The organism is Thermomonas brevis, from assembly GCF_014395425.1.
In the GTDB taxonomy this organism is placed as follows: domain Bacteria; phylum Pseudomonadota; class Gammaproteobacteria; order Xanthomonadales; family Xanthomonadaceae; genus Thermomonas; species Thermomonas brevis.
The window spans coordinates 211835-237949 of record NZ_CP060711.1; the positions used below are offsets into that span (position 1 = coordinate 211835).

26 protein-coding genes are annotated in these 26115 nt (G+C 62.4%); 10 read left to right on the forward strand and 16 right to left on the reverse strand.

Annotated elements, in window-relative coordinates; all coding sequences use genetic code 11:
- The first annotated feature begins 33 nt into the window (after window positions 1-33).
- Window positions 34-1437, forward strand: a complete 1404-nt coding sequence (lpdA, locus tag H9L17_RS00965) for a dihydrolipoyl dehydrogenase (protein WP_187570538.1) — start codon at window positions 34-36, stop codon at window positions 1435-1437.
- 74 nt (window positions 1438-1511) lie between these two features.
- On the opposite strand, the gene H9L17_RS00970 is transcribed toward lpdA, so the two are convergent.
- The gene (locus tag H9L17_RS00970; protein ID WP_187570539.1) at window positions 1512-1913 is read right to left on the reverse strand and encodes a MerR family transcriptional regulator; all 402 of its coding nucleotides are present in this window, start codon (window positions 1911-1913) and stop codon (window positions 1512-1514) included.
- Window positions 1914-1954: 41 nt separating this feature from the next.
- Between H9L17_RS00970 and H9L17_RS00975 the strand changes: the two genes are divergently transcribed.
- Genes H9L17_RS00975 through H9L17_RS15990 form a run of 3 tightly spaced genes read left to right on the forward strand, consistent with a single transcriptional unit; the run spans window position 1955 to window position 2823 of the window.
- Window positions 1955-2311 carry a mercuric transporter MerT family protein gene (locus H9L17_RS00975; protein WP_114958863.1) on the forward strand — a complete coding sequence of 119 codons (357 nt, stop codon included), beginning with the start codon at window positions 1955-1957 and terminating at the stop codon, window positions 2309-2311.
- 10 nt (window positions 2312-2321) lie between these two features.
- A complete protein-coding gene (locus H9L17_RS00980; protein ID WP_114958864.1) occupies window positions 2322-2609 on the forward strand; it encodes a heavy-metal-associated domain-containing protein in 288 nt (95 codons plus the stop codon).
- A gap of 58 nt (window positions 2610-2667) precedes the next feature.
- Window positions 2668-2823 (forward strand): GDCCVxC domain-containing (seleno)protein, encoded by a 156-nt coding sequence (locus H9L17_RS15990; protein ID WP_484600456.1) that lies wholly within the window; start codon window positions 2668-2670, stop codon window positions 2821-2823.
- A gap of 276 nt (window positions 2824-3099) precedes the next feature.
- Here the strand turns inward: H9L17_RS15990 and H9L17_RS00985 are convergent, their stop codons facing one another.
- Window positions 3100-3501, reverse strand: coding sequence for a copper-binding protein (locus H9L17_RS00985; RefSeq protein WP_246455131.1), 402 nt, complete (start codon window positions 3499-3501; stop codon window positions 3100-3102).
- Between the two features lie 91 nt (window positions 3502-3592).
- Entirely contained in the window at window positions 3593-3787 is a 195-nt protein-coding gene (locus tag H9L17_RS00990; protein ID WP_187570540.1) for a hypothetical protein, read from the reverse strand.
- A 774-nt stretch (window positions 3788-4561) separates the two neighbouring features.
- Between H9L17_RS00990 and H9L17_RS00995 the strand changes: the two genes are divergently transcribed.
- Window positions 4562-5044, forward strand: coding sequence for a hypothetical protein (locus H9L17_RS00995; protein WP_187570541.1), 483 nt, complete (start codon window positions 4562-4564; stop codon window positions 5042-5044).
- A 419-nt stretch (window positions 5045-5463) separates the two neighbouring features.
- Window positions 5464-6450, forward strand: coding sequence for an RES family NAD+ phosphorylase (locus H9L17_RS01000; RefSeq protein WP_187570542.1), 987 nt, complete (start codon window positions 5464-5466; stop codon window positions 6448-6450).
- Window positions 6451-6583: 133 nt separating this feature from the next.
- Here H9L17_RS01000 and H9L17_RS16245 read toward each other — a convergent pair whose 3' ends face one another.
- The 9 genes from H9L17_RS16245 to H9L17_RS01040 form a co-directional block, all read right to left on the reverse strand.
- Window positions 6584-6913 (reverse strand): ubiquitination-like system serine protease family protein, encoded by a 330-nt coding sequence (locus H9L17_RS16245; RefSeq protein ID WP_425507373.1) that lies wholly within the window; start codon window positions 6911-6913, stop codon window positions 6584-6586.
- A gap of 9 nt (window positions 6914-6922) precedes the next feature.
- Window positions 6923-8326: a ThiF family adenylyltransferase gene (locus tag H9L17_RS01005; RefSeq protein WP_187570543.1), complete on the reverse strand. Its 1404-nt coding sequence runs from the start codon at window positions 8324-8326 to the stop codon at window positions 6923-6925.
- Entirely contained in the window at window positions 8326-9255 is a 930-nt protein-coding gene (locus H9L17_RS01010) for a multiubiquitin domain-containing protein (protein ID WP_187570544.1), read from the reverse strand. Before H9L17_RS01010 ends, H9L17_RS01005 begins: the two co-directional genes overlap by 1 nt.
- 73 nt (window positions 9256-9328) lie before the next feature.
- Window positions 9329-12772 (reverse strand): UvrD-helicase domain-containing protein, encoded by a 3444-nt coding sequence (locus H9L17_RS01015; protein ID WP_187570545.1) that lies wholly within the window; start codon window positions 12770-12772, stop codon window positions 9329-9331.
- A gap of 3 nt (window positions 12773-12775) precedes the next feature.
- Window positions 12776-13366 carry a hypothetical protein gene (locus tag H9L17_RS01020; RefSeq protein ID WP_187570546.1) on the reverse strand — a complete coding sequence of 197 codons (591 nt, stop codon included), beginning with the start codon at window positions 13364-13366 and terminating at the stop codon, window positions 12776-12778.
- On the reverse strand, window positions 13363-14148 hold the full coding sequence (locus H9L17_RS01025) for an RNA polymerase sigma factor (RefSeq protein WP_187570547.1): 786 nt from the start codon (window positions 14146-14148) through the stop codon (window positions 13363-13365). The genes H9L17_RS01020 and H9L17_RS01025 overlap by 4 nt, the downstream gene beginning before the upstream one ends.
- Before the next feature lie 51 nt (window positions 14149-14199).
- On the reverse strand, window positions 14200-16419 hold the full coding sequence (locus H9L17_RS01030) for a S8 family peptidase (protein WP_187570548.1): 2220 nt from the start codon (window positions 16417-16419) through the stop codon (window positions 14200-14202).
- Window positions 16416-17504 (reverse strand): AAA family ATPase, encoded by a 1089-nt coding sequence (locus H9L17_RS01035; RefSeq protein ID WP_246455132.1) that lies wholly within the window; start codon window positions 17502-17504, stop codon window positions 16416-16418. Before H9L17_RS01035 ends, H9L17_RS01030 begins: the two co-directional genes overlap by 4 nt.
- A 324-nt stretch (window positions 17505-17828) precedes the next feature.
- Window positions 17829-18917: a site-specific integrase gene (locus H9L17_RS01040; protein ID WP_187570549.1), complete on the reverse strand. Its 1089-nt coding sequence runs from the start codon at window positions 18915-18917 to the stop codon at window positions 17829-17831.
- 105 nt (window positions 18918-19022) lie between these two features.
- Here H9L17_RS01040 and H9L17_RS01045 point away from each other — a divergent pair, with 105 nt between their 5' ends.
- Complete coding sequence (locus H9L17_RS01045; RefSeq protein WP_187570550.1) at window positions 19023-19973, forward strand: DNA-binding protein; 951 nt, start codon at window positions 19023-19025, stop codon at window positions 19971-19973.
- Window positions 19974-19975: 2 nt separating this feature from the next.
- On the opposite strand, the gene H9L17_RS01050 is transcribed toward H9L17_RS01045, so the two are convergent.
- Window positions 19976-20200 carry a helix-turn-helix domain-containing protein gene (locus H9L17_RS01050; protein WP_187570551.1) on the reverse strand — a complete coding sequence of 75 codons (225 nt, stop codon included), beginning with the start codon at window positions 20198-20200 and terminating at the stop codon, window positions 19976-19978.
- 92 nt (window positions 20201-20292) lie between these two features.
- On the opposite strand from H9L17_RS01050, the gene H9L17_RS01055 reads away from it, so the two are divergent.
- Genes H9L17_RS01055 through H9L17_RS01065 form a run of 3 tightly spaced genes read left to right on the forward strand, consistent with a single transcriptional unit; the run spans window position 20293 to window position 21950 of the window.
- Window positions 20293-20634, forward strand: coding sequence for a hypothetical protein (locus H9L17_RS01055; protein ID WP_187570552.1), 342 nt, complete (start codon window positions 20293-20295; stop codon window positions 20632-20634).
- A gap of 25 nt (window positions 20635-20659) precedes the next feature.
- Window positions 20660-21286: a hypothetical protein gene (locus H9L17_RS01060; protein WP_187570553.1), complete on the forward strand. Its 627-nt coding sequence runs from the start codon at window positions 20660-20662 to the stop codon at window positions 21284-21286.
- The gene (locus H9L17_RS01065) at window positions 21186-21950 is read left to right on the forward strand and encodes an SseB family protein (protein ID WP_187570554.1); all 765 of its coding nucleotides are present in this window, start codon (window positions 21186-21188) and stop codon (window positions 21948-21950) included. The genes H9L17_RS01060 and H9L17_RS01065 overlap by 101 nt, the downstream gene beginning before the upstream one ends.
- Window positions 21951-22893: 943 nt before the next feature.
- On the opposite strand, the gene H9L17_RS01070 is transcribed toward H9L17_RS01065, so the two are convergent.
- The 3 genes from H9L17_RS01070 to H9L17_RS01080 form a co-directional block, all read right to left on the reverse strand.
- Window positions 22894-23304 carry a hypothetical protein gene (locus H9L17_RS01070; protein ID WP_187570555.1) on the reverse strand — a complete coding sequence of 137 codons (411 nt, stop codon included), beginning with the start codon at window positions 23302-23304 and terminating at the stop codon, window positions 22894-22896.
- A 102-nt stretch (window positions 23305-23406) separates the two neighbouring features.
- Window positions 23407-23862 carry a Cu(I)-responsive transcriptional regulator gene (gene cueR, locus H9L17_RS01075; protein ID WP_187570556.1) on the reverse strand — a complete coding sequence of 152 codons (456 nt, stop codon included), beginning with the start codon at window positions 23860-23862 and terminating at the stop codon, window positions 23407-23409.
- Between the two features lie 16 nt (window positions 23863-23878).
- The gene (locus H9L17_RS01080; RefSeq protein WP_281401909.1) at window positions 23879-26068 is read right to left on the reverse strand and encodes a heavy metal translocating P-type ATPase; all 2190 of its coding nucleotides are present in this window, start codon (window positions 26066-26068) and stop codon (window positions 23879-23881) included.
- Window positions 26069-26115 lie beyond the last annotated feature (47 nt).

A 26115-nucleotide genomic window follows, 5' to 3' on the forward strand; every position in this document is an offset into this window, starting at 1 on the left:
ATTCACGGAGAACGAATAGTGGACGCAAATGTGATGTTCGATCTGGTCATCATCGGTGGCGGGCCGGGCGGCTACCCGGCCGCCATACGTGCCGCGCAGTTGGGGATGAAGGTGGCCTGCGTCGAAACCCGCACCCGCATGGGTGGTACCTGCCTCAACATCGGCTGCATTCCCTCGAAGGCCTTGCTGGAATCGTCCGAACGCTTCATGGCGGCCAAAACCGAATTCGCCACGCATGGCGTCGAGTTCGATGGCCTGCGATTGAATCTCGCGAATTTGCTGGATCACAAGGACAAGGTGGTCTCCGGCTTGGGCGACGGCATCGACTACCTGTTCCGCAAGCACAAAATCACGCGACTGCTTGGAACCGGATCGATTCCTGGCCCCGGCCAGGTCAGCGTGACTGCCGCCGATGGCGCCAGTCAGACGCTCCAGGCCAAGGCGATCGTGATTGCGACGGGGTCGGCGGGCGCCACCTTGCCGAATGTCCCGATCGACGAAGACCGGATCGTCTCCTCCACCGGCGCATTGTCGTTCGCGCAGGTACCCGAGCACCTGGTCGTGATCGGCGCCGGCTATGTCGGCCTGGAATTGGGCTCGGTCTGGCAACGGCTGGGTTCCAAGGTGACCGTGATTGAGTATCTGGACCGGATCACACCCGGCATGGATGCCGAACTCGCGCGGGCGTTGCACAAGGTGCTGCAACAGCAGGGCTTTGAATTCCGGCTTTCCCAGAAGGTGGCGTCCGCACGCATCGACGGAGATGCCGTGGTTCTGTCCGTCGAACCTTCAAACGGAGGCGCTGGCGAGGAGCTACGCGCCGATCGCGTGCTGGTATCCGTCGGCCGGCGCCCATACATCGACGGGCTGGGCCTGGATGCCATCGGCGTCGCACGCGACCGCAAAGGGTTCATCACGGTAGATGCGCAGTGGCGCACGAATGTGGAAGGCATCTACGCGATCGGGGACGTGATCGGCGGCCCGATGCTGGCGCACAAGGCCACCGAGGAAGGCATCGCCCTGGCCGAACAACTCGCCGGTTTGCCTGGCCATGTCAACTACGGCGCGATTCCCGCCATTGTCTACACGGCGCCCGAGGCGGCATCGGTCGGGTTGAGCGAGGAAGCGCTGAAGGATGCTGGCGTGAATTACAAAGTGGGGCGTTTTCCGTTCAACGCCAACAGTCGCGCCCGGGCCAAGGCCCAGACCGAAGGATTGGCAAAGGTACTGGCCGATGCCGAGACGGACCGCATTTTGGGCGTGCATATCTTGGGACCCGAAGCCGGATCGCTGATCCACGAGGCGGTCGTTGCCATGGAGTTTCACGGCGCTGCCGATGACCTCGCGCGTACATGTCATGCCCACCCGACCTTGCCGGAAGCACTCAAGGAAGCTGCAATGGATGTGGGCAAGTGGGCGATCCACAGCGCACGTTGACTATCCGGGATCGACTGCGCGGCGCTGTTTCGTCGCTTGGCGCCGCGGTACCAGTGCGGGGGGAATTCGCCAAATCACGATCGATCGAGAAGTTCGAGTGTCGGACATGAACCGCCGCCCGGCGCCTGATTGCATTCGGCGATGAGGCTCATCAGATCGACTTCCAACCGGTGTAATGCATCGAGTCGTTGGCGAACATCGACCAGCTTGAGCGCGGTCAGTTGACGCGTTTGTTCGCAAGCGCGCTTGCCTTTGATCTCCAACAGCCCGGCAATTTCATCCAGGGTAAAACCCATCGCCTGGGCGCGCCGGATGAACTGCAGGCGGGCGACATCAGCCGAGCCATAGTGGCGAAAACCGCCTTGGGGTCGCTGGGGTTCCGGCAACAGTCGGCGGCGCTGGTAGTAGCGCACGGTTTCGACGTGCACCCCGGCGGAAGCCGCCAGTTTGCTGATAGTGAGGGGGCTCGCGGCCATGACTTGACTCCGTACCAAGGTACGGACCGTAGTATGCGCCCATGGCCAGACTCCCTGCCAGATCCTCCCTTCCAGCCATCATTGCGGCGAGTCTTGCCGCCTTCGCGGCATCCGTGTGCTGCGTGGTGCCTCTGGTTTTGGTGCTGCTGGGCATCAGCGGCGCATGGATTGCCAACCTCACCGCGCTGGATGCCTGGCGACCTTGGTTCAGTGCCGCCACGCTGGGGTGCTTGGGTCTGGCTTTCTGGGCCCTCTATGGGCCGGCGTCACGCTGCCGTACCGACGGAGAATGCGTGGATCCTCGGGTTCTGTATCGCCGCAGGCGTTGGCTGTGGATCGCCACGGTGCTGATCGGCTTGTTGCTGCTGTTCCCCTATTACGTAGGCTGGTTTCTGTAGGAGTTGATCGATGCGCAAATCCATATTGGGCTTGGTGATGATGGCGTGGGTCGGCGTGGCGATCGCGGCGACACCCAAGCAGGTCGTACTCAACGTCAAGAACATGACCTGTCCCGCTTGCAGCATCACCATCGAGAAGGCCTTGGACCAAGTGCCGGGCGTGACGGGCAGGCAGGTGAATACCCAGGCGGGAACAGTGGTCGTGACGTTCGACGCGGAGCGAACAAGCTTGCCTGTCGTAACGCGTGCCATTACGGACGCCGGCTTTCCTGCCAGCGTGAGGGCAAAGGGTGGCTGAGTTGCAGTTGCAGAGCACGCTGACGTGCCCGCAGTGTGGACATCAGGCTGTCGAAACCATGCCGACGACGGCGTGCCAGTTCTTGTACGAGTGCGTGGGCTGCGGCGAGCTACTGAAACCCAAGCCGGGCGACTGTTGTGTTTTTTGCTCGTACGGCACCGTGCCGTGTCCGCCCATCCAGCAAAACAGTTCCTGCTGTGACAGCACGGGTTAACCACGCTACGCAGCCAAGATCAGTTCGTTTTCGTACGGTTCCGGAAAATCGCCCACATCGATGTTGTCTAGCGCGAGGTGTGATGTGAATTGCGCCGAGATCGTCATCGGCGCCCTGATGTCATCCAGGGAGGTGCGGGAATTCTCGCGACGCACGACGGGCACGACGTAAGGCCCGTTCGGGCGCAATTTCAAAACGCGCGACTAGCCAACACAACGGCAACGGCCAGTGCGGCGCATGGCGATACATAGCCACCATGCGCCGCTGGGATTCAGCTTACTGCGCTGGCATGATCTGGGTGATCGTCGCTTCCATGCCCTGGGCCTGGAACTCGAAATGTACCTTCTGACCCGCCTGCACCGAGGTGATCTGTTCAGGTGTGGCCTTGAAGCCCATCGTCATCGCCGGCCAACCCAGCGCGTCCACCGGGCCGTGGGCGATGGTGATCTTGCCGGCAGCCGCATCGACGGCTTCGACAGTACCCGTAGCCGATGCCGTCTTGGCCGATTGCGCCATGTCGGCAGTAGCCGGTTTCGACTGGTCGGCCATTGGCGCGTGCTCAGCAGCCGGCATCGGCGTGTTGTCGGCGCCCGGTGTGGCATCACCACCGCTAGGCGCCTGGGAGCAGGCCGCCAGTAACAGCACAGTCATCGCGGGAATAAATGAGGTCAATTTCATACGGATCTCCTGGGTAGTTGAGTGATTCGATTGCAGATGGGAGCGACGGCAGCGCAATCGGACTGCCGTCGTTGGTTCCGGTGGTGCAGCTTCAATGCGGCTTACGGTCGGCCGACGCCGGATGCACCTCATCGAAGCGGCGCGCCTTGCCCTCTACGAGCGCGGCCGCTACACAACGTCCAGACACATCGGTGGCGATTCGCGCCGTGCCCACCGGGCGCTCGCGGAACGTGGGCGGGAACTCGCCGCGCGTTCTTAAAAGGGTCATGGGAGGCGGGTCGAGCATGGGGACGGTGTCTCGCAAAATCTGGCAAGCCTTTGCGTGGGGCGCTCGTTGCGGCGGGTGCGTGGTTGGCGCGTCCGTTTCTTAAGGAACCGCTGCCAAATGAACGGAATAAAAACGATAGGATGCCCGCATGATTGCCATGCCTTGTGTAGTGGGGTGGTTCTAGGCTCACTAGCTTGCGCTTCTCGCTTGCAAGGCCAGCATAAGAAACGGTGTCAGATTCACCGCTTGATCGCCCATTGCGCACAAGGCCCGGATTGCTCCGGGCCTTGTTGTTTGCGGGGTTGTTGTTGCCGTTACTGATGCGTCGCTAGCACGGCATCCAACACCTTCACAATGGAGCGTTGTAATGACCTAGCGCTTTCTGCACAGGTCAGGCCGCTAAAGCATATGTTGCTCGGGAGCGGGCAGCGCTTGGATGCGCTCAAGCTGCTGCGCAATCTTCGGTTGCGGCCCGCACTTGTTGGTGCCGAGCTTGTTTTGCGTACCGAGTAGGTTCTCCACGCTGGCATTCAGCGCTTGCGCGGCCTGCGAGAGCGTCTCCGCGGCGATGCGCGAGACGCCGCGCTCGTAGTGGACTCGGTGGGCTCGTCATTGTTCCTACTCAATTACAATGTCCGCATGACTTGCAGAACCTCACTCCGATCTGCACCACTGGGAGAACGCGTTTGTGCCGGCTTGGTGGTACTGCTGGGCCATGGGCTGCTGCTAGTTCGTCTGGGAAACACACCAGCGGCACGGGTAGTTGGCGGTGGGGATGGGCGACAGGGCGCAATGGAAGTGACATTCATTACTCTCCCAAAGGCCGCACGCGCTTTTTCCTTTCCCCCTCCATTAAAATCTCCCGTATCGAAAGCCGTCGAGGCGCCAAAATTGCGGTCGCTGTCCGCGCAATCAAGCAGCGCCATTGAAAATTCTCTGGTACAGAAGAATGAGCATTTGACTTCTAAATCTATAGGGAATGAGCCGGCGCAAGAAGCGGGAGCAAATGAGGATCTGAAAGGCCAATATAAGGCTGCGATACGCGCCGCTATCCAGCGCAAATGGCAACAACTTGGGCAGTCGTCGGTTCATGGAAAATGCACCCTTCAATTCACCCAGTCGGCAGGAGGGGCAGTGACTACCGCCACAACGGATGACTGTGACCTTCCGACCGAGGAGCGTGCGAGGCTTGAAGCAGCAGTACTCATGGCTCAGCCGTTACCCTATAAGGGCTATGAGTCCGTCTTTACGGCCGAGATTGAAGTCAGGTTTTGAGCCAGCAACTAGCCGCAAATGTTAGGGTGTCGTGTGTTCATGCGTCTGATTAGGTGGATTTATCGAGGGTAGAGCAGGGAGTGCTCTCGTCAAAAATGGGCTTGAGATCGTGGCCGGCGGCAACAATCAGGCATCAGAAGATGAGAGGTAGGTGCAAAGCGAGAAACGCTTTGTCATGCTGGGAGAGGAGATGGAGACGCCACCTGAGTCGTGGCGGCACTTCTCGGTATATCGATCCATACCAATTGACGTTTCTCATGGAAAACTAACGCATGGCAACAGTGTGCACGCAGTGTTCGAGAGACCCGGATCTAGTTTCATTGATTGAGGCGGTGGGCTCAATCGTTGCACGATGTAGCGTATGCAAGTCGGAAGGAATTGCCGCGCTTGACTCTGAAGATCAGCGCCTGGTTGCCACGATGCGCGCCTTGATCAGGAAGCACTTCAATGAGTGGACTTACAATCCTCACTGGGGCGGAGATGGTTTGTCGGCTATTTTTCAGGGCGAAAACCCCATTCTGAACTTCAATGCGAGTTGGGATCCCATTGATATTGAAGATGCAGTTCTTCCAGCCATTGAAGAAGGATATGAAACGGAAACCGTGCCGATCTCGCTTCACGCTGGTTACTACGACGGCCACCCTAACATGCCACTGGAAGCTCTTGTTGATAGCCACGAGGAGCGTTTTAACAGTTTGCTAGCTCGAACACGCAGGGAGAACTCTTACTTGATCGAGCCAGAGGCAAAACTACTTTTAGAGCCTCATTTGCATTTTCTGAGGAGGAAAATGCCGGCCGGCACCGTGGTTCATCGAGCTAGGATAGGATTTGCTGAACGGAACTATAGAATTTTTGAAAGACCTAACGACGCTTGGTTCTACCTACCTTATGAGGGCGTCGCACTTGGAGCAGCCCCGCCTTCGGTTTCAGCTTCAGGGCGAATGAATCGCGCAGGCGTGTCATTCCTATATGCAGCGAGCAATCTGGAAACTGCCTTGAGCGAAGTCCGCCCGCATCCTGGGCATGTGGTGTCCGTCGGGGAATTTCGATCTTCGCGTACTCTCATGATTGCTGATTTCAGTCAGGTTTCGATAGCGGAGTTTTCTTCCTCAGATGAACGACTAAATGACTACTGGCTACTTTTGTCCATCGATAGATTGTTCAGTGTTCCCATTCCACCTGAAGAGCGTCAAAACTACGTTCTCTCTCAACTGCTCTCGGACGTGATTCGACAGTTGGGATTTGACGGTGTCTCATTTCGCAGCTCAGTTGGCACGGGAATCAACTATGCATTCTTCGACGCAGCCGGATTTGAATACGTTGTCGATAGCGCGCGGTCGCTTCACGTTTCTAGCTTGGCGTACGTCAGCAGGCCATTGAGGAAGTTGACCCGAGAAGCCAATTGACGCACGCCTTCATGGTGGGCCTCCGGCCGAGGGACTAGTTCGCTTCTGGCCTAGAGCAGGCACCCAGCAAGCTGCGGTTCCTATCAGAAGCGGTAAGGGCTGCAACCCTCGGCATGACAATCCCAGATATCTGCTAGAGGCACCATTCGATCAGTCCCTTCCTGATCCAGAAATGGCACCGGCATTGCTTCTGCTGATGGATCGAAGGCGAGACCGTCGGACGTCCCCAGAAATCGGACTCGACAGACCAGCGCGGGCGACGATCAGGATTGAGGGAAAGCGATATCTGGACACCGCATCCACCCGGGCAGCTCAAACAAGCCCACTTCTTCACCCCTCCGTCGACGACCAGCCATAGCTGTCCCGGGGGATCATGGTCTTGCCGGGATGGCGATCCACCGTGGACATGAGGCAGTCGAATCGAAGCCATCCCAGACGGCGCAACACCAGTGATAGGTAGCATCTCATCGGGCTATCCGATCACTCCGAGGAACGGCACCACATCGCCATGCCCCCATATTGCCTTGCTGCCGCATACGGGGCACGACGGTATCGGGCTGCACGTCATCGCTCGGTCTTCCATGCGGTCGAATCGCCGGATTCGGTTGTGGCTCATCCCGCCGCCGCCACGGAACCCCGTCAAGCCTTGAATCAGCTCATCCACCGCCATGCAGGCGATGCTGGTCGTGAATGTCACCACCGCGGGTGCCGGATCGCCACCGCCAGCCACATAGGCTTCCGCCTTGCGGCGCTCATACTCGGCCGGATCGTTGCGGCGCAGTCCTTCTTCCGCCGCGAGCTGCGGATTCACGACCCCCAGGCACATCAGGCAAGGGACGCCAGGCCGAATGATCGACACGCGCCCGGTCATGTCGTAGTCGGCATCGCTGCGGGCGGAACGCATGCGCAACCCCACGTCGATCAGCGGGATGCCGTAGTAGTGGGCGAGCCGATTCAGCATGAGCCGACCCTGATGATCGTCCGTGCAGCCGAAAATCACGTCGCAGGAGCGCAGCAAGTCACGCAGTGCCGGATCACCCACCCAGGCCTTCCTCGCAATCACGTGCGTGCCCAGCCCGGCCGCCTCGATCTCCCGCACGAGGATATCCACCTTGGCCATGCCGGCCGACACGTCAGCGGCGTGCGATCCGTGCACGCGGTTGAGGTTGGTGGTATCGATCGTGTCGTTGTCGATCAACGCCAGAAAGCCGATTCCGAGCCGGGCGAGCAGGGACGCCACCGCGCTGCCGGTACCGCCGCAACCGACTACCCCGATGCGCACTGCCCGGACCATCGGATTGAAGCCTTTTCCGAACAGGGTGGCCTGTCGAGCGAGGAACTCCGTCTCGTCTATACCCGACAGCGAACGGCCGATCCTGATCCTGCTGCCGATGACGGAGATCGAAGACGCTTCGACCGCCTTTTTCGCCGAGAACCACAGTCGTCCTGCGATGGCTCCATCCTGCCCGAAAACCAGGCTGGCAAGCCCGGGGAGGCCCTTGTTGAAGGTGGTCCGTACAAGTTCTGCCTCGTTCCGATCGTCCTGATCGGAAAAGAAAGCGTCGGCACCGGGGTGCGTGTGCACCAATCCGGGCACCAGCCCGCGCTGCTGCGCCAGGCCCAACAACCGCATGAAACCCTTCGTCGACCAGGTGACGTGAACGGACGACGACGAGACCATCTCGTCCGCGGCAATCGGCACGATCTCGTGGGAGATAAGCCGGGTGCGCGGCTGGCCCGACCACGGATCCGCGTCGATCGTGGCGATGCCGAACAGGACATAGGCCGCGGCCTCGGAGCCGTCTTCCCGGTGAAGCAGCGAGCGAAGCGCCGCTTCATGGGATTCGAGCAGGACGATGTCGAGCGCAGGCGACATTACTTGGCCTCCTCCAAGGCGTGTTCGATGCGCTTGATCATCGTGTGCAGACCGTCGATCCCCGGTCGCCAGCTCGAGTTGTGGCGGGACCAGCGCTGCCACCTACGGCCTAGGAAGACGTGCGGCTGGTCGGCACAGTTCGGGTAGCGACCTGCCGGAACCAAGCGCAGCCAGGGGTCGCAGAAGAACATGTCCGGGGCGACATCGGGATAGCCGGGCGGCAGGATCACCAGTACGTCCGCGGAGGGATAGTCGAACTTTCCCGTGGGCAGGGACACCTGCTTCAACACCACGCCCACGTGCGGCCCATCTCCGACCACCTCGGCGGCAATGCCGTGGCTGTCCAAGTAGCGCTGGTCGGATTCCGGCAGCGCCACGAGACCCTCGGTGGTGTCGCGAATGAGGGTGATGAAGCGCTCGATGCCCGCCTTGCCGAGGTCGATCAAGTCGGTGTCGCGGATCAGGACGTCCTGACCACCACCCCTGACTTCGAGGTAGACGTCGTAGGTGTCGGTGGGGACGCCCGCCAAGGCCTTCAGCACCCGGCCGCTGATGATCGGCTTGCCCCATTCCAGCTGGCGATCGTCGATCGTGAACTTGAAGGCGCGGTCGGTCTGGAAGATGACGAACCGTTCGGCACCCCGGCCCCGGAGGTCGTAGGTTTCATCCAGCCGCAAGTCCTCGAACTCGCCGGATGGAAGAATCGCGTAGATGCTGTAGTCGTCGGCGGAGCGGGCGGCGGCGGTCTGGAGGATCTGGCGGCCGGTAGGGACCGGGTCGTTCAGGTCCAGATGCCGCTCGTTGAGCTCCTCATCGAGCACCACGATCCTGTAGAGAAGGGCCGGGCGAAGCCCCCGGCCTTCGCGGATCGCGGCACCAACGTCTTCAAGGGGGATGCGGTCGTCGCCGCCTGAGATATCAGTCTGCATGTTGATTGGCCTTTCAAGGCCATCTGCGGCAATCGCAGATTTCTGGCCTTCACTAGGTCAATCGCAGCGGATATCAGAACCGGAAAGGCGAATCCCCGTTCCCAATGGAAAGGGCGCCGGCCGGCAGCTCGCCGCAAACGAAAAAGTGGGGACAGCGTGGGCAGGAGCGCGCCTCGGCCTTTGCCTCGAACTCGCCCAGCCGAGCGCCCCGCACGATGTCCTGGAGCTTGTTCCGGCGGGTTTCGAGCTTGCGGGCCGTGAGCGTCATCGGCTCCGTCGTCTCGCTGGTCAGGTAGGTGACCTCCACTTGCGCCTGCATGCCGTAGGTCTGCACTGCCGCAAGATGCAAGATCGTGTACTCGATGTCATCAAAGGCATTGGATCTGGGCTTGCCGGTCTTGACCCGGCCCACTCGGACGTGTCCCTGGTCTCCATGCGACACGCTATCGGGAACAACTACGATCTCGCCTTCCGCCCAACCCAACGAGATCGGCGTGACCGCGGCGCGCACGCCACTGCTGCGGCTTTCAACAAGGACATCGACAAGGCGGCGGCCGATGCGGCGATAGTCTTCCGCATATCCATGGTCCGTGGCGCCCTTGGCCTGCCAGGCTTCGTCGAAACGCGTGAACAGTTCGGTCTCGCTCGGACTCGTCGTCGCGTGAGTGGTCTTCAGCCAGTCGAACACGTCGCTGACCACGTTGTGCATCTTCATGAAGGCAGTTTCGGTGCGACGGCCACCAAGCTTGAGCACGTGCGTGTACAGGAACCTGCGTGGACAACGCTCGAACAGGTTGATCTGGCTGTCGGTCCAGACCGGCTTTTCCTCCCAATCGATCCGGATGGATGATCCGGGACACGGCGGCGCATCGCTTAGCGGTGGCTGGGCGGGGCGAGCCAGCAGATGCTCGATCGCCGGCATGAACTTCGACGGATTTCGCTTCTTACCGTCCGACTGGACCGACGAGGCATAGAGGAACAGCCGATCCCGGGCGCGCGAGAGCGCGACGAAAAACAGGCATTCCTCTTCTTCATCATGCCCTGCCTTGGCAGCTTCCAGTCCGGTCATGCCATCGGAGCCGTGAATCAGGCCGTCCGGCGGTACGCATCGTGGTGCCATGTTGTTGCGCGGCAGGCCCGACGTCACCATGCCGGGAATGTGCACGACATCGAATTCAAGGCCCTTGCTGGCATGGATGGTCATCAGCCGCACGGCATCGATGCCTTCTGCGACGCTTGGCAATTGCCGCAGGCCGCGATCCTCGGTCAGCAGGACGAGGCGGCGGATCCGGTCAAGGAGGCGCACGCTCGGGATGCCGGCGCCGCCCGGCTGGCGCCGGCAGAAGTTGAGGAACTGCCACAATGCCAGCCCCTTCATGCGGCTCTGCGAGTCGCCGGCCAGGTGCAGTGCCTTTGCGAGGCCGAGCCCATCGATAACCCAGGTGGCCAGGATCGCCCAGGGGTTGGCCTTGGGGCTCAAGCCCGCGAACAACGCGGCCAGTCGCGCCAGTGCGCTGCGGCCTTCCGCTGAAAGGTCCGGTACCTGTGTTTCGAATAGCAGCCAGTCGAGGGTCTCGGCACGGCTTTCCCTGAGCCGCTCGATGATGCGCATCGCATCCTGCAGCGGCATCTCGTAAGCGGGCATCGTCGCCGCACGCACCAGCCCGACGGCGTGAGGATCGGTCAGCATCGAGAGCAGGGCAAGCAGATCCTTGATCTCCGGTCGCTCGAAGATGCTGCCCAGATGCAGGACGGGAATGCCGCGTGCTTCCAGTCCTTCAGCAATTTCACTCAGGCGCGCGTTGGATGCGCACAGCAATGCCTGCCGCGAATACGGCGTCCCCGACTCGTGCAACTCCTGGATGGCGGCAGCGACCGCCGAAATCTCGTCTTCCGTCGACCCGACCACTCGCCACTCGGGTGAGGCGTTCATTGCGTCCCGGTTGGCCGTCAGCTGCAGCGGAATCGCGCCGGATGACGCCGCCATCGCCCTGGAGAAGGCTGTGAAAACATCCACGACCTCCTGCACGGACCGGTAGTTGATGCCCAGTTGGCGGACCACCGCACCGGGGAAATCGTTGGCGAACCGTGCCATGTTGGTCGCCGACGAGCCGCGGAACCGGTAGATCGACTGGCGGGCGTCGCCAACGACCCAAAGATTGCGGCCATCTCCCGCGATGGCTTTCAGGAGGCGCACAGAAGCGCGGTTGACGTCCTGATACTCGTCGACGAGCACGTGGCGGTGCCGGGCCTTAAGCGCCTCTCTCGCTTCTCCATCGGATTCGACCAGCCTGACCGGCCGCGCCACCAAATCCCCGAAGTCGACCAGATGTCCGGCCGCCATCGTCCGCTCGTAGGATTCGAAGAGCAGGGCGACCTCCAAGCATTTCTCGGCGCGCACGGCTGCGGCGGCATCGCTCCCGGCCCTGTCGGCCATGGTTTGTGCGAGCGCCCGATAGGCCGCCGCATCAAGCACCTCGTCCTTGGCGCGTGAGATCGCATGCAGCATGTCGCTGAGGTCGAGCGTCGGGTCCCACAGGTTGCGGTAGTGGCGAAGGGGCAGCCGAGGCAGTTCGTCCTCAAGCAGTTCGATCGCTTCCGACCGATCAATGAGGCGGGGATCGGGGGGCAATCCGAGCTTGTCGTGGAAGCGGCGGATGACATCCAGACCGAAGGCATGGAACGTGCCGATCCACATCGCTGCCGTCGCAATTGGGTTGCTGGCTGCCAGCCGCTCGCTGAGCTCGTTGGCCGCCTTGTTGGAGAAGGTGAGGACCAGAATGGAGGTGGGATCGACGCCGTCGGAGAGGAGGCTCTCGATGCGCCGGACCAATGTGCGCGTCTTTCCGGTTCCTGGACCCGCCTGCAGTTGGTAGGGGCTGTCCCGGTGGGCTGCAGCCGCCATCTGGGTCTGATCCGGCGCCAATGCCGCTACCGGAGCGGCCGTCGAATCCTTCGCAGCCTCCTGGGGAGGCAGCAGCAGAGCATCCAGCAGTTGTTGCTGGACCACCGCTGGCGGAGCTCCCAGGCGTGTCGCAATGTCCTCCGACGAAAGTCCGTCGATCACGTGGAGACGCCGGGCCGTGGAGCGTGGCAGCAGGAGTTCGCGTGCGAACAGATCCATCCTGATCTCGCGCCGCTCGCGCGCACCATAGTCAAGCACCCGCTCGATGCCGACCGGGGCATCCTCGACCGAGCGGTCGGGCTCGACCTGCTCGGCAACCGCGTCGTGTACTCCACCTTCCAGAACTACATGCCCGAGTTCATGGGCAACGAGAAAGGCACGATCGAAGTCGGAGCCGGTGTCTTCGTACAGGATGATTCCGGCCTGGCTGTCGAAGGCGGCGCGTCCACCTTTCAACTGCGAATCACCGGGGGATAGTGCATACACATCCAGGTCGCGACGAGCCGCTTCCTGTTTGACGAAAATCAATGGGCTCCAGGGGTCGCCGCCTGCCTCGACCGCCATCCCATGGATGCGCTCTGCTTCCCGGCGGGCGGCCTCGGTCGCGTCCATGGCCTAGTCCTGCAGCGACCTGAGCGCGTCCTGCTGGGCTTGCGTGAGTTGGGAGGTCTCGACCGCCTTCTCGAACGACATCTGCGGGGTGACGGCCGGCTTCACGGATGACCGGAAGCTGTGGCCGGAGACCATTGCCGGCGGACTGCGCAAGTACGCGACGACGGCCTCTGAGGTCGCGCCCAGTTCGGTCGCAAGTTTAAGGACGAATCGCCGGGGTATCGTCGCCGCCTCGATCGCGCGATCGCGCAGGCGGATCAGCAGCAAGTTGCTGACGTCGAGGTTCTTGGCCAGTGTCTTGAAAGCCGTTGGGTTGAGCTGGGCGAACGGGTTCGCGACCGCGGCGTCCCCAGAGTCGCCGATGGCTGCCTGGAATCGCTGCCAGGCCATGTCTACCGAGGCATCCCGGCCGGGAGGGGCTTCATCGTGGCGTGTGACGCTCGCCATAAGCTCGATCGAGCAGTCGACAATCGCTTCCGCATGCTCCGAATGCTCACGCAGGTAGCGTTCCAACGTCTCCCGGTCGTGCTTGGGTTCGCCGGCAAAGGCCAGGATGACTTCTTCCTCGCCGGGGGCGGATTTCCTGGTGTTCACGACGAGAACTCCGCTTCCAGGATGGGCTTGAGTGTCTCGAAGGCGCGGTCGCGGCGGTTGCGAACCGTCCTTTCGTTGCACTTGAGGATGCGCGCAATGGTCATGGCATTCTTGTCCTTTGAGTCGATCTGGAAGCCTTTCAAGAGCAGTCCAATGACCCGTTTCTGGTCTTCTGGCAACCCGTCAATCGCAGCGGCCAGCACCAACCGGAAAGCGGGGTCGTCGAGCTTCGAGGGGCTTCCGCCCAGGAATTCAGCGGCGGCCGCCTCGACTTCCGCCGAAATTTCCTCTCCGTCCTCGCCGTGCGTTCCCAAGGGCACCATGTCGTCTGCGGCAGGGCCAACCTGGCGAAGCGCGGAGATCCGGAATCGCATGAGGCCGAGGTCGAATCGCATCTCGTAGAAATCCAGTGCTGAGCCCCTGTTCTTGCAATCCTCGGCGATCAATTCGGCGTAGCGCCCCAGAATCTCCTCCCGGATGCCCTGCGCGTCGGCAATCTGTGAATTGGGGATGGCGGAGCGCAGCGATTGATTCACCCGCCCCATGAGAATGCGAAAGGTCTCCTCAAAGTCCGCATTTGCTCCGTTCTCCCAGGCACGCCGCAGAAAGTAAACGAGTACTTCGGACGGCACGTAGTTGGCGTGCTTTCTGGAATGCGCAGAAAGAAGCTCGAGACGCAGCTCTGAAGTCATCGCCTCCAGTCGCTCGATCCAAGCTTCGACCGCGGGCAAGCGCTCGTAGGCCGCTCCTTCCGCGGTTCTTCCTTTCAGCGGCTCCGGCATGCCTTGACTCCCCCTGTAGGCTTCTAGAACTGGTAGTGATTGCCTGCTGCCCTAGCGAATGCGAATGGGCAAGGACACCTGCGGCTGAATCGGCACCAGTGTTCTCGCGTAGGCGCGCAGAATCTCGTTATACAGATCGGCATGCTTCGGCGCCTCGACCGTGATGATCAGTGCGTAGCGGATCTTCTCGGGATTCATCGCCCGGCCGCCTGCTTCCCTGGCGTTGTAGTGGATGTCGAACACCGGGTTCTTGAGGCTGCTTCCACGCATGTTCTTCGCGCCATGCAGCACCGTCTCCCACTTGCCCATGTCGGAGCGCCGCTCTTCCTCAGTGACGTAGTTCTTCATGTCGAAGAAACCCTTCGTATCCGCATTCGCCTTGCCATCCTTGACCCGGTCCTCGTTGGGGCGAAACACGGTTTCCAAGCCCGCGCGGGTATAGGCAGCGGCGTCCTGCGGATCGGTTGGCGAGGCGTAGCAAAAGGTCGCTTTCAGGCGGATGTTGCCCTTTAGGCCGCCAGCGGGGAGCGGCAGCGGCGCGCGCAGGTATTTTCCGGGCTTCAGCTCCCCCTGGTAGACCACGCGCGCGACCCCTTCTGGGCAGGTGATAACGTCCATCAGGTTCTCGGGCACCTTGCCCCAGCCCACTTCCAGCTTGTCATGCTTTAGAGGGTCGGCGGCATGGACCAGGAGCGCCTTGATCGCCAACGGCGTCAACTCCGAGCCGAGAATGGCGCGAATACCCACGGCGCTGCGCAAGAGGTAGGGCGAAGCGAAGCTGGTACCGAGTTGCGGCACGAGCGTGGGCTTCTTGCCGGATGCCAACACATGGAAGTACTTCGCCGCGGCACCGCCGAAGGCCATCAAGTCTGGCTTGACGACACCGGGACTGCGGCCGGGACCAATGGCACTGTAGGGCGCGCGGGCCCATTTTGCTGCGGTGTCGTTCGAAGCGCCGACGGCCAGTGCATTGACGCAGTCCGAAGGCACCTGGACGCGGGCATTGCCCGAAGGGCGGTCCCTTTCGCCGTTGTTTCCAATCGCGACGGACATCAGCGTGTCGCCGTCGCTCAGCAGGTCGTCGATGACCGACGTCCAAGCATGGACGTCAGTATCCTCGACGGGCAAGTCAGGGCCGAGGCTGAGGTTCACGAACTGGTACTGGCGCGACAACAGGACTTGTTCCACGAAGCCCAGCGTCCGGTACAGCTCTAGCGGATCTTCCGCGCCCGAGTCCCTGTCGAGCACCCGCAGATGATCGACGTAGGCGAACGGGCGGGCAGCAGCGCCGTTCGGCTCGATCGGACCGAACAGGAATGCCGAAGTCACGGCCAAGCCATGTTCCAAACCTTCCGGATCGTCGTCCGCGCCCTCGTCGAGAACACGGTATGAACGAAGCCATGGGGAGAGGGCATGCTGTTTGGGCAGGCCGCCGTCGAGAATGGCGACCTTGGGCTCCGACGACAGCGGCTGTTCGCTGGGTAGACTGCAGCCCACGGCGACGCCTCCGGCACGATGCACGGGGCGCATGCCGCGGAGCTTCGGCACGGGTCGGATGACGCGGATAAACACGAACTCGGCGAGCCGCTCCATGTCCCCGGATTTGCCCTCGACGGGGACGAACCAGAGGCCTCCGGCCGTGAAGCCCAGGGTATCGTGGACCTTGACGCCCACGCGCTTGGCGTAGCGAACAAAAGCCTGCTGGACGAAAAGACGGTCCTCGTCGGGGAGCAGGTGGATGCCGACTTCGAAGAAACGGTCCTTGTTGCTGCCATAGTTCACGATGCGCTCCTCGGGCAGGAACGCGGCAAACCGCTCGATGTGCGCCAGATCCAGCGCTTCGTCGGTTTCGTCCACGAGCGAGCGTGTCCAACCCTGGAGGTGCCTGAATGCCTGGCGCTTTCCGGCAACGAAGAGTTCGGTGGTCGTGCACTCCTGGGGCGTACCCTTCTTGGTCCAGCCTTCAGGGGTAATCTTGACCGTCCGGCTGCCGACCGATTCCAGGCCGACGGCACGCAGCATCGCCGCCGGGAAGAAAGATCGTGCGATGTAGCTGGGATTCATCGTCAACCGGGCGACACCGAAGTCGCCGGGGCAGGCCTCGGCCGGCAAGGCGTCCAATGCCGACACGGTTTCGGAGAACTGTGGCGCGAGCCGTCGATTCGCCTCCTGCAAGGAGTAGACCTCGGCCTTGCCCGGCTTGCGCTTGGGTGCCTTGATGTCATGGGTTAGCAGTTCGCCGCGACCGATCAGGAAGTTGGTTTGGCTCATGCGTCGGATTTCCTCTTCGAGAGTCCCGCTGCTGCAAGCTGCTGATCATTCGTGTACTTGCGGATGGTGTCGCGGCTGACGCCAGTGATGTCGGAGACGGCGTGCTGTGACAGGCGTGTTTTCTTCGCCAGCAGCACGGCTAGGTCGATGCGGGCTTGCCGGTCCAGAACGACGGCGCGCGACTTGATGAATTCCTCGATCAAATCGGCATCGGAGGCCGTGCCCAGCGCGACCGCACGGCGAAAGCGCTGAAGTTCCCGCTCGATGTCGCTGAAAGACTCGCCGCTGAATGAAAAGGTCAGGATGTCGATCCAACGACCGAACAGCGAGTAATCCGGACCGAGGAAGCGCTTAATGGCCGCTTTGACGGCCGTCCTTTCCGGCGCTTTGAACGTGACCACGAGGTCGAAGCGGCGCCACAGCGCAGGGTCGATGAGCTCCGGGTGGTTGGTCGCAGCCAGCAACAGCCCGCTCGCCGGCCACTCATCGACTTCCTGCAGGATAACGGTGACGAGGCGTTTGAGTTCGCCGATATCGGTATCGTCGCTGCGGCGCTTGGCGATGGCGTCGATCTCATCCAGCAGCAGTACGCACGGACTACGTTTTGCGAAATCGAGGGCGGCCCGAAGATTGCTGCCGCTACGGCCGAGCAAGCTGCTCATGACCGCAGTCAGGTCCAGGACGTATAGCGGCAATCCAAGCTGGGAAGCGACCCAGCGCGCAGTCAGCGTCTTGCCGACTCCGGGTGGTCCAACAAAGATGGCGGAACGTGTCGGGCTCAGCCCCATCGACGCCAATCGGTCCATTTGGCGTCGCTCCTGGATCAGTTGACCAAGCGTCTCTTCGAGATCGACCGACAGTAAGGGCTGCTCGCGGGTAGGGGGATCCTTGAAAACCTTCAGTAGCGATAGCCGCGACTCGTCATCCACCGGCAGCACATGCGCGGGTTCTGTCGGCGACTTAGTCTTGCGCATAGGAGCACTGGTTCGAGGAACTTTTGTGCGCAAGTAGAGATCCAGTTGCTCGGCCAGCTCCGGGTGGGAGTTTCGGTACTTACGGACGAGTCTTGCCACGAACAGGCGCACGTCCTCGGACTGCTCGGCGAGTGCTAGCCGAACCAGCTGGGCTAAATCATTTCCAATGCTTGTACGTTCGTCCAAAATGAATATAACTCACTGATTTAAAAGAATTAGATAGAATCTATAAATGGGCGAAATGAATTCTGTCACGTTTCCACATGATTGGGAAGTAGCCAAGCGAGATGCTGGGAAGGCGAGACTGAAGATGGCTCAATGGAGCTCGGACCTTCTGCCCCATCACGATGGGGCCCCTAGGAGGTGGAGCGAGACACGCACAGTGGGTAGCTTCTCCTTAGAAGTGGAGCAAAGCTCGGTCGACGCAGCCTTCGACTAGGAGTCTTCCAACAAGCGGGCTGCTGGGTTATCGGCTACACCACCAGCTTGGAAGTAGCCGATCACGCTCGACACCGCCCGGTGCTCGGTCAGCTGCATGATCGCCGGCAGTGACACACCCTGGCGGCTGGCCTCGGTCACAAACCCAGAGCGCAGGCTATGCCCCCCAAAATCCCCCTCCAATCCCGCAAGACGTGCCCGCCGCTGCACGATCTCGCCGACCGCGGCAGGGGAGAGGGCAGGGCCCATGCACTGCTTCCACAGCCGCCGGAAGATTGCGCCCTCGGTGATGCCAGACGCTTCCAACCAATCCTCCAGCGCGAGGGCAGCTCGATCGAGAACGGGCTTGTCAGGAGTCGAATTCGCCGTCACACCGGCCTGCTGCGTCTTGCTGTGCTCAAGTCGATAGATATAGCCCTTGTCGCCGATCCTGCGTAGATCCCGCATGTCGGCGGCGGCGATCTCGCTGCGCCTACGCCCACCGCTGGCAAACCCGAAGCAGAGCAGGGCACGGTCGCGTAGCCCCTCCAGGCTGTCGTCACACGTGGCCAGCATGGCCTCCAGCTCAGCCAGTGTGATCGCGGTCTTTTTGCGCGGGCGCTCGCCGCGCTTGACCGCCGCCCGTGCCGCGCGACTGAGCACGGTGCGGATCGCCGGCTGTTCGCAGGGATTGGGTTGCTGCTTGAGTCGGTGCGCCGTGGACAGAACCGCAACCCGGTGTCGTATCGTGCTCAGTGTCCACGGCCCGGGCTTGGCCTTGAGGCCCGCAGCCACGAGCGCCTGGTCGATGGCCGGCGGCAGCTCCCAGGCCAACTCGCCGTCGGCATTGCGGCGAACCACGTGGTCGACCACGAACTGCAGCACAGCAGCCTCCGGCACCGGTAGCGTCAATTCGGTGCCGTAGCGGGCCATGTGCCACCCGGCCCAGTAGCGCAAGGCGCTGGCGTAGCTGCGGGTGGTGTTCTCGGCCGCTGCTTCGGCGAGGAGTTCGCGCACCGCGTCTGCCGCCTGCTGCGCGAGTTGGGCAGGCAGTGCCATGCCGGAGACGGTCTGGGCGAGGGTGGAGATTGTGGAAATCTGTTTCATAGTATGTAGTATTTACTACGAATTGTTCGTTATAGCCACGATAATCATCACTTATCGCTAGTACGGAATCAGCAGAGTAGGGCGGCCGCGTAGGAGGCACAAGCCATGGCCAAGGGCATCACCGAAACCGACGTCCACACGGCTGCAGACGAGATCGTCGCCGCCGGAGAACGCCCGACCGTCGAGCGCATCCGCGCGCACTTGGGGACCGGTTCGCCCAACACCGTCACACGGTGGCTGGATACCTGGTGGAAGCAGTTGGGTGAGCGGTTGCAGAAGCAACAACCGCATCGTGCGTTGCCGCAAGCCCCAGATGCGGTGGCCTTTCTGGCAGGAGAGTGGTGGTCCCTTGCGATGGAACATGCCCGCGCCAATGCAGAGGACGCCATTTCTCAAAGAAGTGAGGCCCTGCAGGCCGAACAAGCCGCGTTGAACACCGCTAAAGAGGAGTTCCGTGACGAAGCAGCCCTCCTGCGCCAACAGGCCACGGATGCTGCCCAACTGCGGGAAATCGCCCAGGCTCGAGCGGTGGAGCTGGAGCGCCTTGTTCATCAGCTGCAGGGGCAGAATGAGGAACTTGCTCGTCAGTGCGAGGCTGCTCATGCTCGCGTGACGGAAGCCGAAACCCAGCGCCAGGTTGCAGAGGCACGCCTGCAGACACAGCAGGATCAAGCAGCTTCAGAGCGAGACGACCTCATTCGACATGTCCGCGCTGTTGAGGATCGGGCCCATGCTGAGGTGGATCGTGGCCGGCAGGAGGTACTGGAGCTGAAACAACGATTGGCGTCAGTGACCTGCGAGCACGATGCGGCGCGTAAATCTCAGCTCAAGGAAATCGAGGCCGCCCGGACTGAAGCAGCGGACGCTCGTCGTGATGCCGCAGCTCACCGTGCACGAGCGGAAGCTCTCGATGCACAACTGGCGCGGTTCCAGGACCTGCCCTCTGCGCTACATCAAGCTCTTGAGCACGCGAACCCCAAGCCGAAGCCTCAACGTGCCGCCAAGCGTTCCCGTCTTTCATCTGGCAAACAGCCCACGCCTCCTAAAGCCGGCTAGAGCTAGAGTCCAGCCTCTTTGAACAGCTGAGAGAAGCGCGCTCCAAGACCGTCAAGAACACGCCCGAGGGTCGCCAATGTCAGGTTCTGTTCGCCGCGCTCGACTTTGGAGTAGTACGCCCTGTGCATGCCGATCTGGTCGGCGAACTGCTCTTGACTCAACCCTAGCTGCGCTCGACGGGCGCGTATCGCGCCTCCCAGCTTCTGTTGTAACGCTTCATCGCCCATGGGGGCGACGGTAGGGGTGCGCTACTTGTGAGACTACGCCCTTAAAGATAGTCTATATTTAAGGATCATTCCGGCTCTTCAAGAACGCCCCAATGTCGCTCTTTCTGGTCTCTCCCGGTCTGGATCTGTCCGTGGAGCTCTATCTCCCCACCCACCTCGAAGATGCCCTCGCGCGGCAATGGGAGCGGCTGAACGACCGGACCGCGCGCGATGCGTTCTGCCAGCGTCTGACCCGGCAGCTGGAGACCCTGCTCCCTGACGCAATGGACTGGGATATCAAGGAACCCACTCCCGCCCAGGTTTCATACGCAATGGTGCTATCGAAACAGCTGGACGTGCCCATTCCACCAGAGGCGCTTCGGTTCCGCGGCTCAATGCACGAATTTTTGGAGAAGCACCGCCAACTCTCCAAAGACAAGAGGGCACCCAAGTAGCTAGCTCAAGTGCGGTAGCGCAGGCATGGACAAAGAACGACAGGAATGTATGTTCGAACAAACCGCTGAGCGAGTCGCTGCCCAGGTCACGAATGAGCTTGCGCCAAGTTTCAGGGTGCCGTTACGGTTGGTGTGCCCGTCAAGGGAAGCGGAACAGGCGGTGCTTGGGGCTGTCACCCGCGCAGCACAGACGCGACAGATTCCTGTCGAAGTCATCGACCTGGAGCCCGATCCGGCCGGGCGCCTGAACTCCCTGACATCCCAGCTAGATGATTGGGACGCGATCAAGAGCAGCAGTCCACATCCAACGATGCCGACCCTTCTGATCTTGCGCGGTTTCGATGCATTCGGTGATGACCGGCACGAGGATCCAACTTATCCCTTCCGGTCTAAGTTCCAGTTCGATGAAAAGTTCCTGTGGCTCTTCATGGGGCACGATGAATCTCGAATGAGGTTCTTGTTCGAAAGCTATCGCCGTCCCTTGTACCAAGCGGCAGTGGATATCACGCCGGCCATATGGCGCTCCTCCATCGACGTAGCGGAGATGCGAGATGATCAAGAAAAGCCCAAAAAATCGTGCATTCTCGATGTCATCACCTGCAGAGCAGGATCTGGAAAGGCGTCTAGAGTTGGCGCGGCTAAGCCACGATGACGAGGTGCTGTTCTTTCGCCATCTCCTTGATGCAAGGGTCTACGCGCACGCGCCAATCTCAGACGACTATCCGCGTACACGGTTGATCCAGTTCAGGCATCCGGACGGGTTCTATGCCGTCCCGTTCTTTACCTCTCGCTCCAAGGCATTGTTTGCATCGGGTCCGACGATCCGGATAGTCCAGATGACAGGGCGCGATCTGTTGCAAGGATCGCCAGGCGCTACCTTCATGCTCAATCCAAACGATGGCGGGTGCGTGCTCTACCCCGAAGAGGTCCTTGCGCTTCTTAAAGATGGCTCGGTCGCGCGCGTAGAGATCTTGGACCAGGACGACAGTGCGCCACTTGTATCTTTGGAAGAAGCGAATCCGCCCACGTGGCTCATGCCGACGCTGATGGCGGTGTACATGGACATGCCTTTCGTGCGGGCCGCGTATCTTCTTGAGCTGGAGCCGCTTGAGGGAGCCAGTAGATTCCTCGTGGCCATCGGCGTAGGCCCGGAACACGCGGAGCGGGCGGTTCGTGCGAGCACTACGGCTATCCAAACACTGTGCGCAGAAGCAGGCATTTACATGGATATGGCTACCTTCAACCCACAAAAGGGTAGGCCCGAATACCTGCTCCAACGTGGTGTCGAGCGCTTCTATGGGCCGCAATTGAACTGATGATGTGATAAGCGTTGTTGACGTCGCCATCTGGATAGGCTTGGCACATCTGGAGTGCAAGGCCTATTCAATCAACTCTGCGCTGAGCATGCTGTCGTTAGTGGATGCGGATTGATGTATGCGTACGTTTGCGGGTGAGGACAAAAGAGCACGCCGTTTGAGGGAGAAGGCGCGGGTGTTGGCTAGTTTTGGATGCCTTCAGCTAGATTAGGCGTACACCCGATATTGCGCCAAGGTTTCTGTGTACAGCTCAGACTGCGTAGGGTGTACACGAAGAGCGCCGGCGCGGAGCACTGAACTGTGCGGTGGCCAGCACAAGGCCGTGGCCGTCGAAGTTCTGATGGCGTCCTTGGAGCGGTGTTGGCCAATTGCCTTGGGGCCACGCGTGCTGTTGCTGACCAAGCTCGAGGAGCCGGCTGAGCGACCGTGGTCGACATCAGGTCATCTTCTCGTAGCGTTGAAGAAACCAGAGGCATGTTGTTAGCCGGCACGAGCAGCCGGCCGTGCATGCCAGGATCTAGCGAGGTGCGAGGCCGCCAATTCAGCGGTTGCGATCCGCCAGTCGCCGGAGAACGATGGGCGTGTTGTCGGCGGTTGTTCCTTCGTCCGGGCGTTTTCTTGGAGGCGGTACGAAACGCGGGCGATTGTGGGTCGGTAAATGGGCGTTTGTCGGCTGGCGCCGGGGCGTTTCCTCGGAGGCAATCAATCGGATGGCGTAAAGGCGTGCATGGTGCTGGGCTTCGCTGTCTTTTATTTCGCATAACGCATATTATGTCAAAGCAGGTAGGAGCTTTCTGACCGTCATGGGCGATGTTCTCCGATGGCTACGCTGCCGATACCGTCTTCGATGACATTCGATGGCATGCACCTTTCCGTTATCGACCCGAAGGCGCAGCACTTGATGCCCGCGGCTTTACCAAGCCAACAGCGGCCGGCCGGACTTTCAGAATCCCCGGCAAGCTTCCCTGACCGGCGCATCCAGGCGGCTCAATTGTTCGTAGGTTCGCGACAAGCCAAGCCGTCGCAAATCGGCCTCGCGTTTCGCCTTGCTGGCGCGGCACCTTGAGTTGGATGTGACGGCGACGCTGCCATGGGCCACGCGCTGGCGCGGATTTCGTATCGCCAACCTCGACGGCTGCCGCCTCGTTTCGAAGCGCGGTTGCCTTGAATCGCGCGACGGAATCGGATCGGCACGGTATTCCACGATGCGATCAAGACGCTGCGTTTCCGAACACGCCTGCGACTGGTAGCTCACCGCGCCGCTCCTTCCGACACAGCGATACAGGCTTTCCGCTCGGGTCGACGGCACGATGGCCACCAGCAGGATGCCGATTGCAAACAGCAAGCAGCGCATGGGCGTTCTCCGTGGGACGACCGCCGCAGTCTGCCGCTCGTCGCACTGGCCGACAGCCGGAGGTATGGCCGGTTGCATGTCGGGAAATGCCCCGTGTGACCCTCAGCGGCTGCCGGGACCAGCCGCCAGATCGTCGAGGATCGGACACGTCGGCCGTCCGTCGCCATGGCATTTGCGCGCCAGCGTTTCCAGCGTGCGCTGCATCGCCTGCAGCTCGCGGATCTTCTCGCCCAGTTCGGCGGCGTGGGTGCGCGCCAGTTGCTTGACCTCGGCGCTGGCGCGATGCGGGTCGTCCCACAGCGCCAGCAGCGTGCGGATGCGCTCCATCGAGAAGCCCAGGGTGCGGGCTCGGCGGATGAAGCGCAGGCGGTGCAGGTCGGCGTCGCCGTAGAGGCGGTAGTTGGCGAAGGTGCGGGCGGGCGGCGCGATCAGGCCGATGCTCTCGTAGTGGCGGATCATCTTGGCCGATACGCCGCTCAGCTCGGCCGCCTGGCCGATGTTGTGCAGACCCTGCTCCAGCGCGTCGGCCAGTTCGGGACGGATGGATCTGGATGCCATGGCGTTCTCCTCGGAATCAGTCGCGCGCCTGCGGTGTCCAGCGCCGCAGCAGCAAGGCGTTGGTGACCACGCTGACGCTGGACAGCGCCATCGCCGCGCCGGCCAGCATCGGGTCGAGCATGCCAAGCGCCGCCAGCGGGATGCCGACGACGTTGTAGACGAAGGCCCAGAACAGGTTCTGGTGGATCTTGCGCACGGTGCGGCGCGAGATGTCGATGGCGTCGGCGACCAGCCGCGGATCGGGGCGCATCAGGGTGACACCGGCGGCGTGCATCGCCACGTCGGTGCCGCTGCCCATGGCGAAGCCGACGGTGGCCGCGGCCAGTGCGGGCGCGTCGTTGAGGCCGTCGCCGACCATGCCGACCGGCCCCTGCTCCGCCAGTTCGCGGATCGCCCGCACCTTGTCGTCCGGCAGCAGCTCGGCGCGCACTTCGTCTTGCGCAAGCCCCACCTGCCCGGCCACGGCGCGGGCGGCGGCGCGGTTGTCGCCGGAGAGCATCAGCGGACGGATGCCCAGCGCATGCAGCGCGGCGACGGCCTGCGCGGACTGCGGGCGCGGCGCATCGCCGAACGCCAGCAAGCCGAGCAGGCGCCAACCCTCGCCCGCCTTTTCCGCCAGCCAGGACTGCGTCTGTCCAGCGCTCGACGCTTCCTCCGCCAACGCCTGCGCGGGCGACAGGTCGATGCCGAGTTCACCCATCCAGCGCGCATGGCCCAGCGCCAGTTGTGAATGCCCTCGCCTGCCCTGCACGCCGCGCCCGGCGACCGCGGCGATATCGGCGACTTCGGCCGCGGCGATGCCGCGTTCGCGCGCCGCGTCCAGCACCGCCTTCGCCAGCGGGTGCTCGCTGCCCTGCTGCAAGCCAGCGGCCAGCGCCAGCAGCGCCGCGTCGTCGCCGTCTAGCGCATGCAGCCGCATCAACGTCGGCTTGCCGACGGTCAGCGTGCCGGTCTTGTCGAAGGCGACGGTGCGCAATTGGCGGGTGGTTTCCAGCGCCTCCACGTCCTTGACCAGGATGCCGGCGCGTGCGGCCACGCCGGTGCCGGCCATCACCGCCGCCGGCGTCGCCAGGCCGAGCGCGCAAGGACAGGCGATGACCAGCACCGCCACCGCGTTGAGCAAGGCCTGCGTCCAGTCGCCGCGGGCGATGCCCCAGCCCAGCAGCGTAATGAGCGCGATCACGATGACCGTCGGCACGAACACCGCGCTGACCTGATCGACGATGCGCTGGATCGGCGCCTTCTTCGCCTGCGCGTCCTCCACCAGCCGGACGATGCGCGCCAGCGCGGTTTCCGCGCCGACCGCGACGGTGCGGATGCGCAGGCGGCCTTCGCCGTTCACCGCGCCGCCGGTGACGCGGTCGCCGGGGGCTTTCGGCACCGGCAGCGATTCGCCGCTGAGCAGGGATTCGTCGCTGTGGCTGCGGCCGTCCAGCACCTGCCCGTCGACGGGGATGCGCTCGCCGGGCAGCACGATCACGTCGTCGCCGACGGCGACCTCGGTGATCGGCACCTCGGTTTCGACGCCATCGCGCAGCACCCGCGCGGTCGCCGGCCGCAGCGCCTGCAAGGCGCGGATGGCATCGCTGGCTTGGCGCCGGGCGCGCGCTTCCAGCCATTTGCCGAGCAGGATCAGGGTGACGACGACCGCCGAGGATTCGAAATACAGCGGCGCGGCGTGGTGCCTCGCCGGCGCGAGCAGGTGGTACACGCTCAACCCGTAGGCGGCGCTGGTGCCCAGCGCGACCAGCTGGTCCATGTTGCCGCTGCGCGCGCGCAGCGCGGCGAAGCCGGCGCGGTAGAAGCGCGCGCCCAGCCAGAACTGCACCGGCGTCGCCAGCAGCCATTGCGCCCAGCCCGGAAGCGCCCAGTGCACGCCGAACGGCATCAGCAGCATCGGCGCGGCCAGCGGCAGCGACAGCAGGACGGCCAGCAGCAGGTGCAGGGTTTCGCGCGGCATGCCGTCCGCCTTTGCCGGCTCGACCGTCTCGGCGTGCGGACGCGCGCCGTAGCCCGCGCGCTCCACCGCCTGCACCAGCGCGTCCGGCGACACGCCTAGCGCCGTCACCGACGCGGTTTCGGTGGCGAGGTTGACGCTGGCCTCGCGCACGCCCTCGACCTTGCGCAGCGCCTTCTCCACCCGGCCCGCGCAGGAGGCGCAGGTCATGCCGCTGATGTCCAGCCGCAGCGTGGTATCGGATTGCATGGGTGCCTCCATGTGGAACGATCTGGGGCCATTCTCATCCTTCCCAA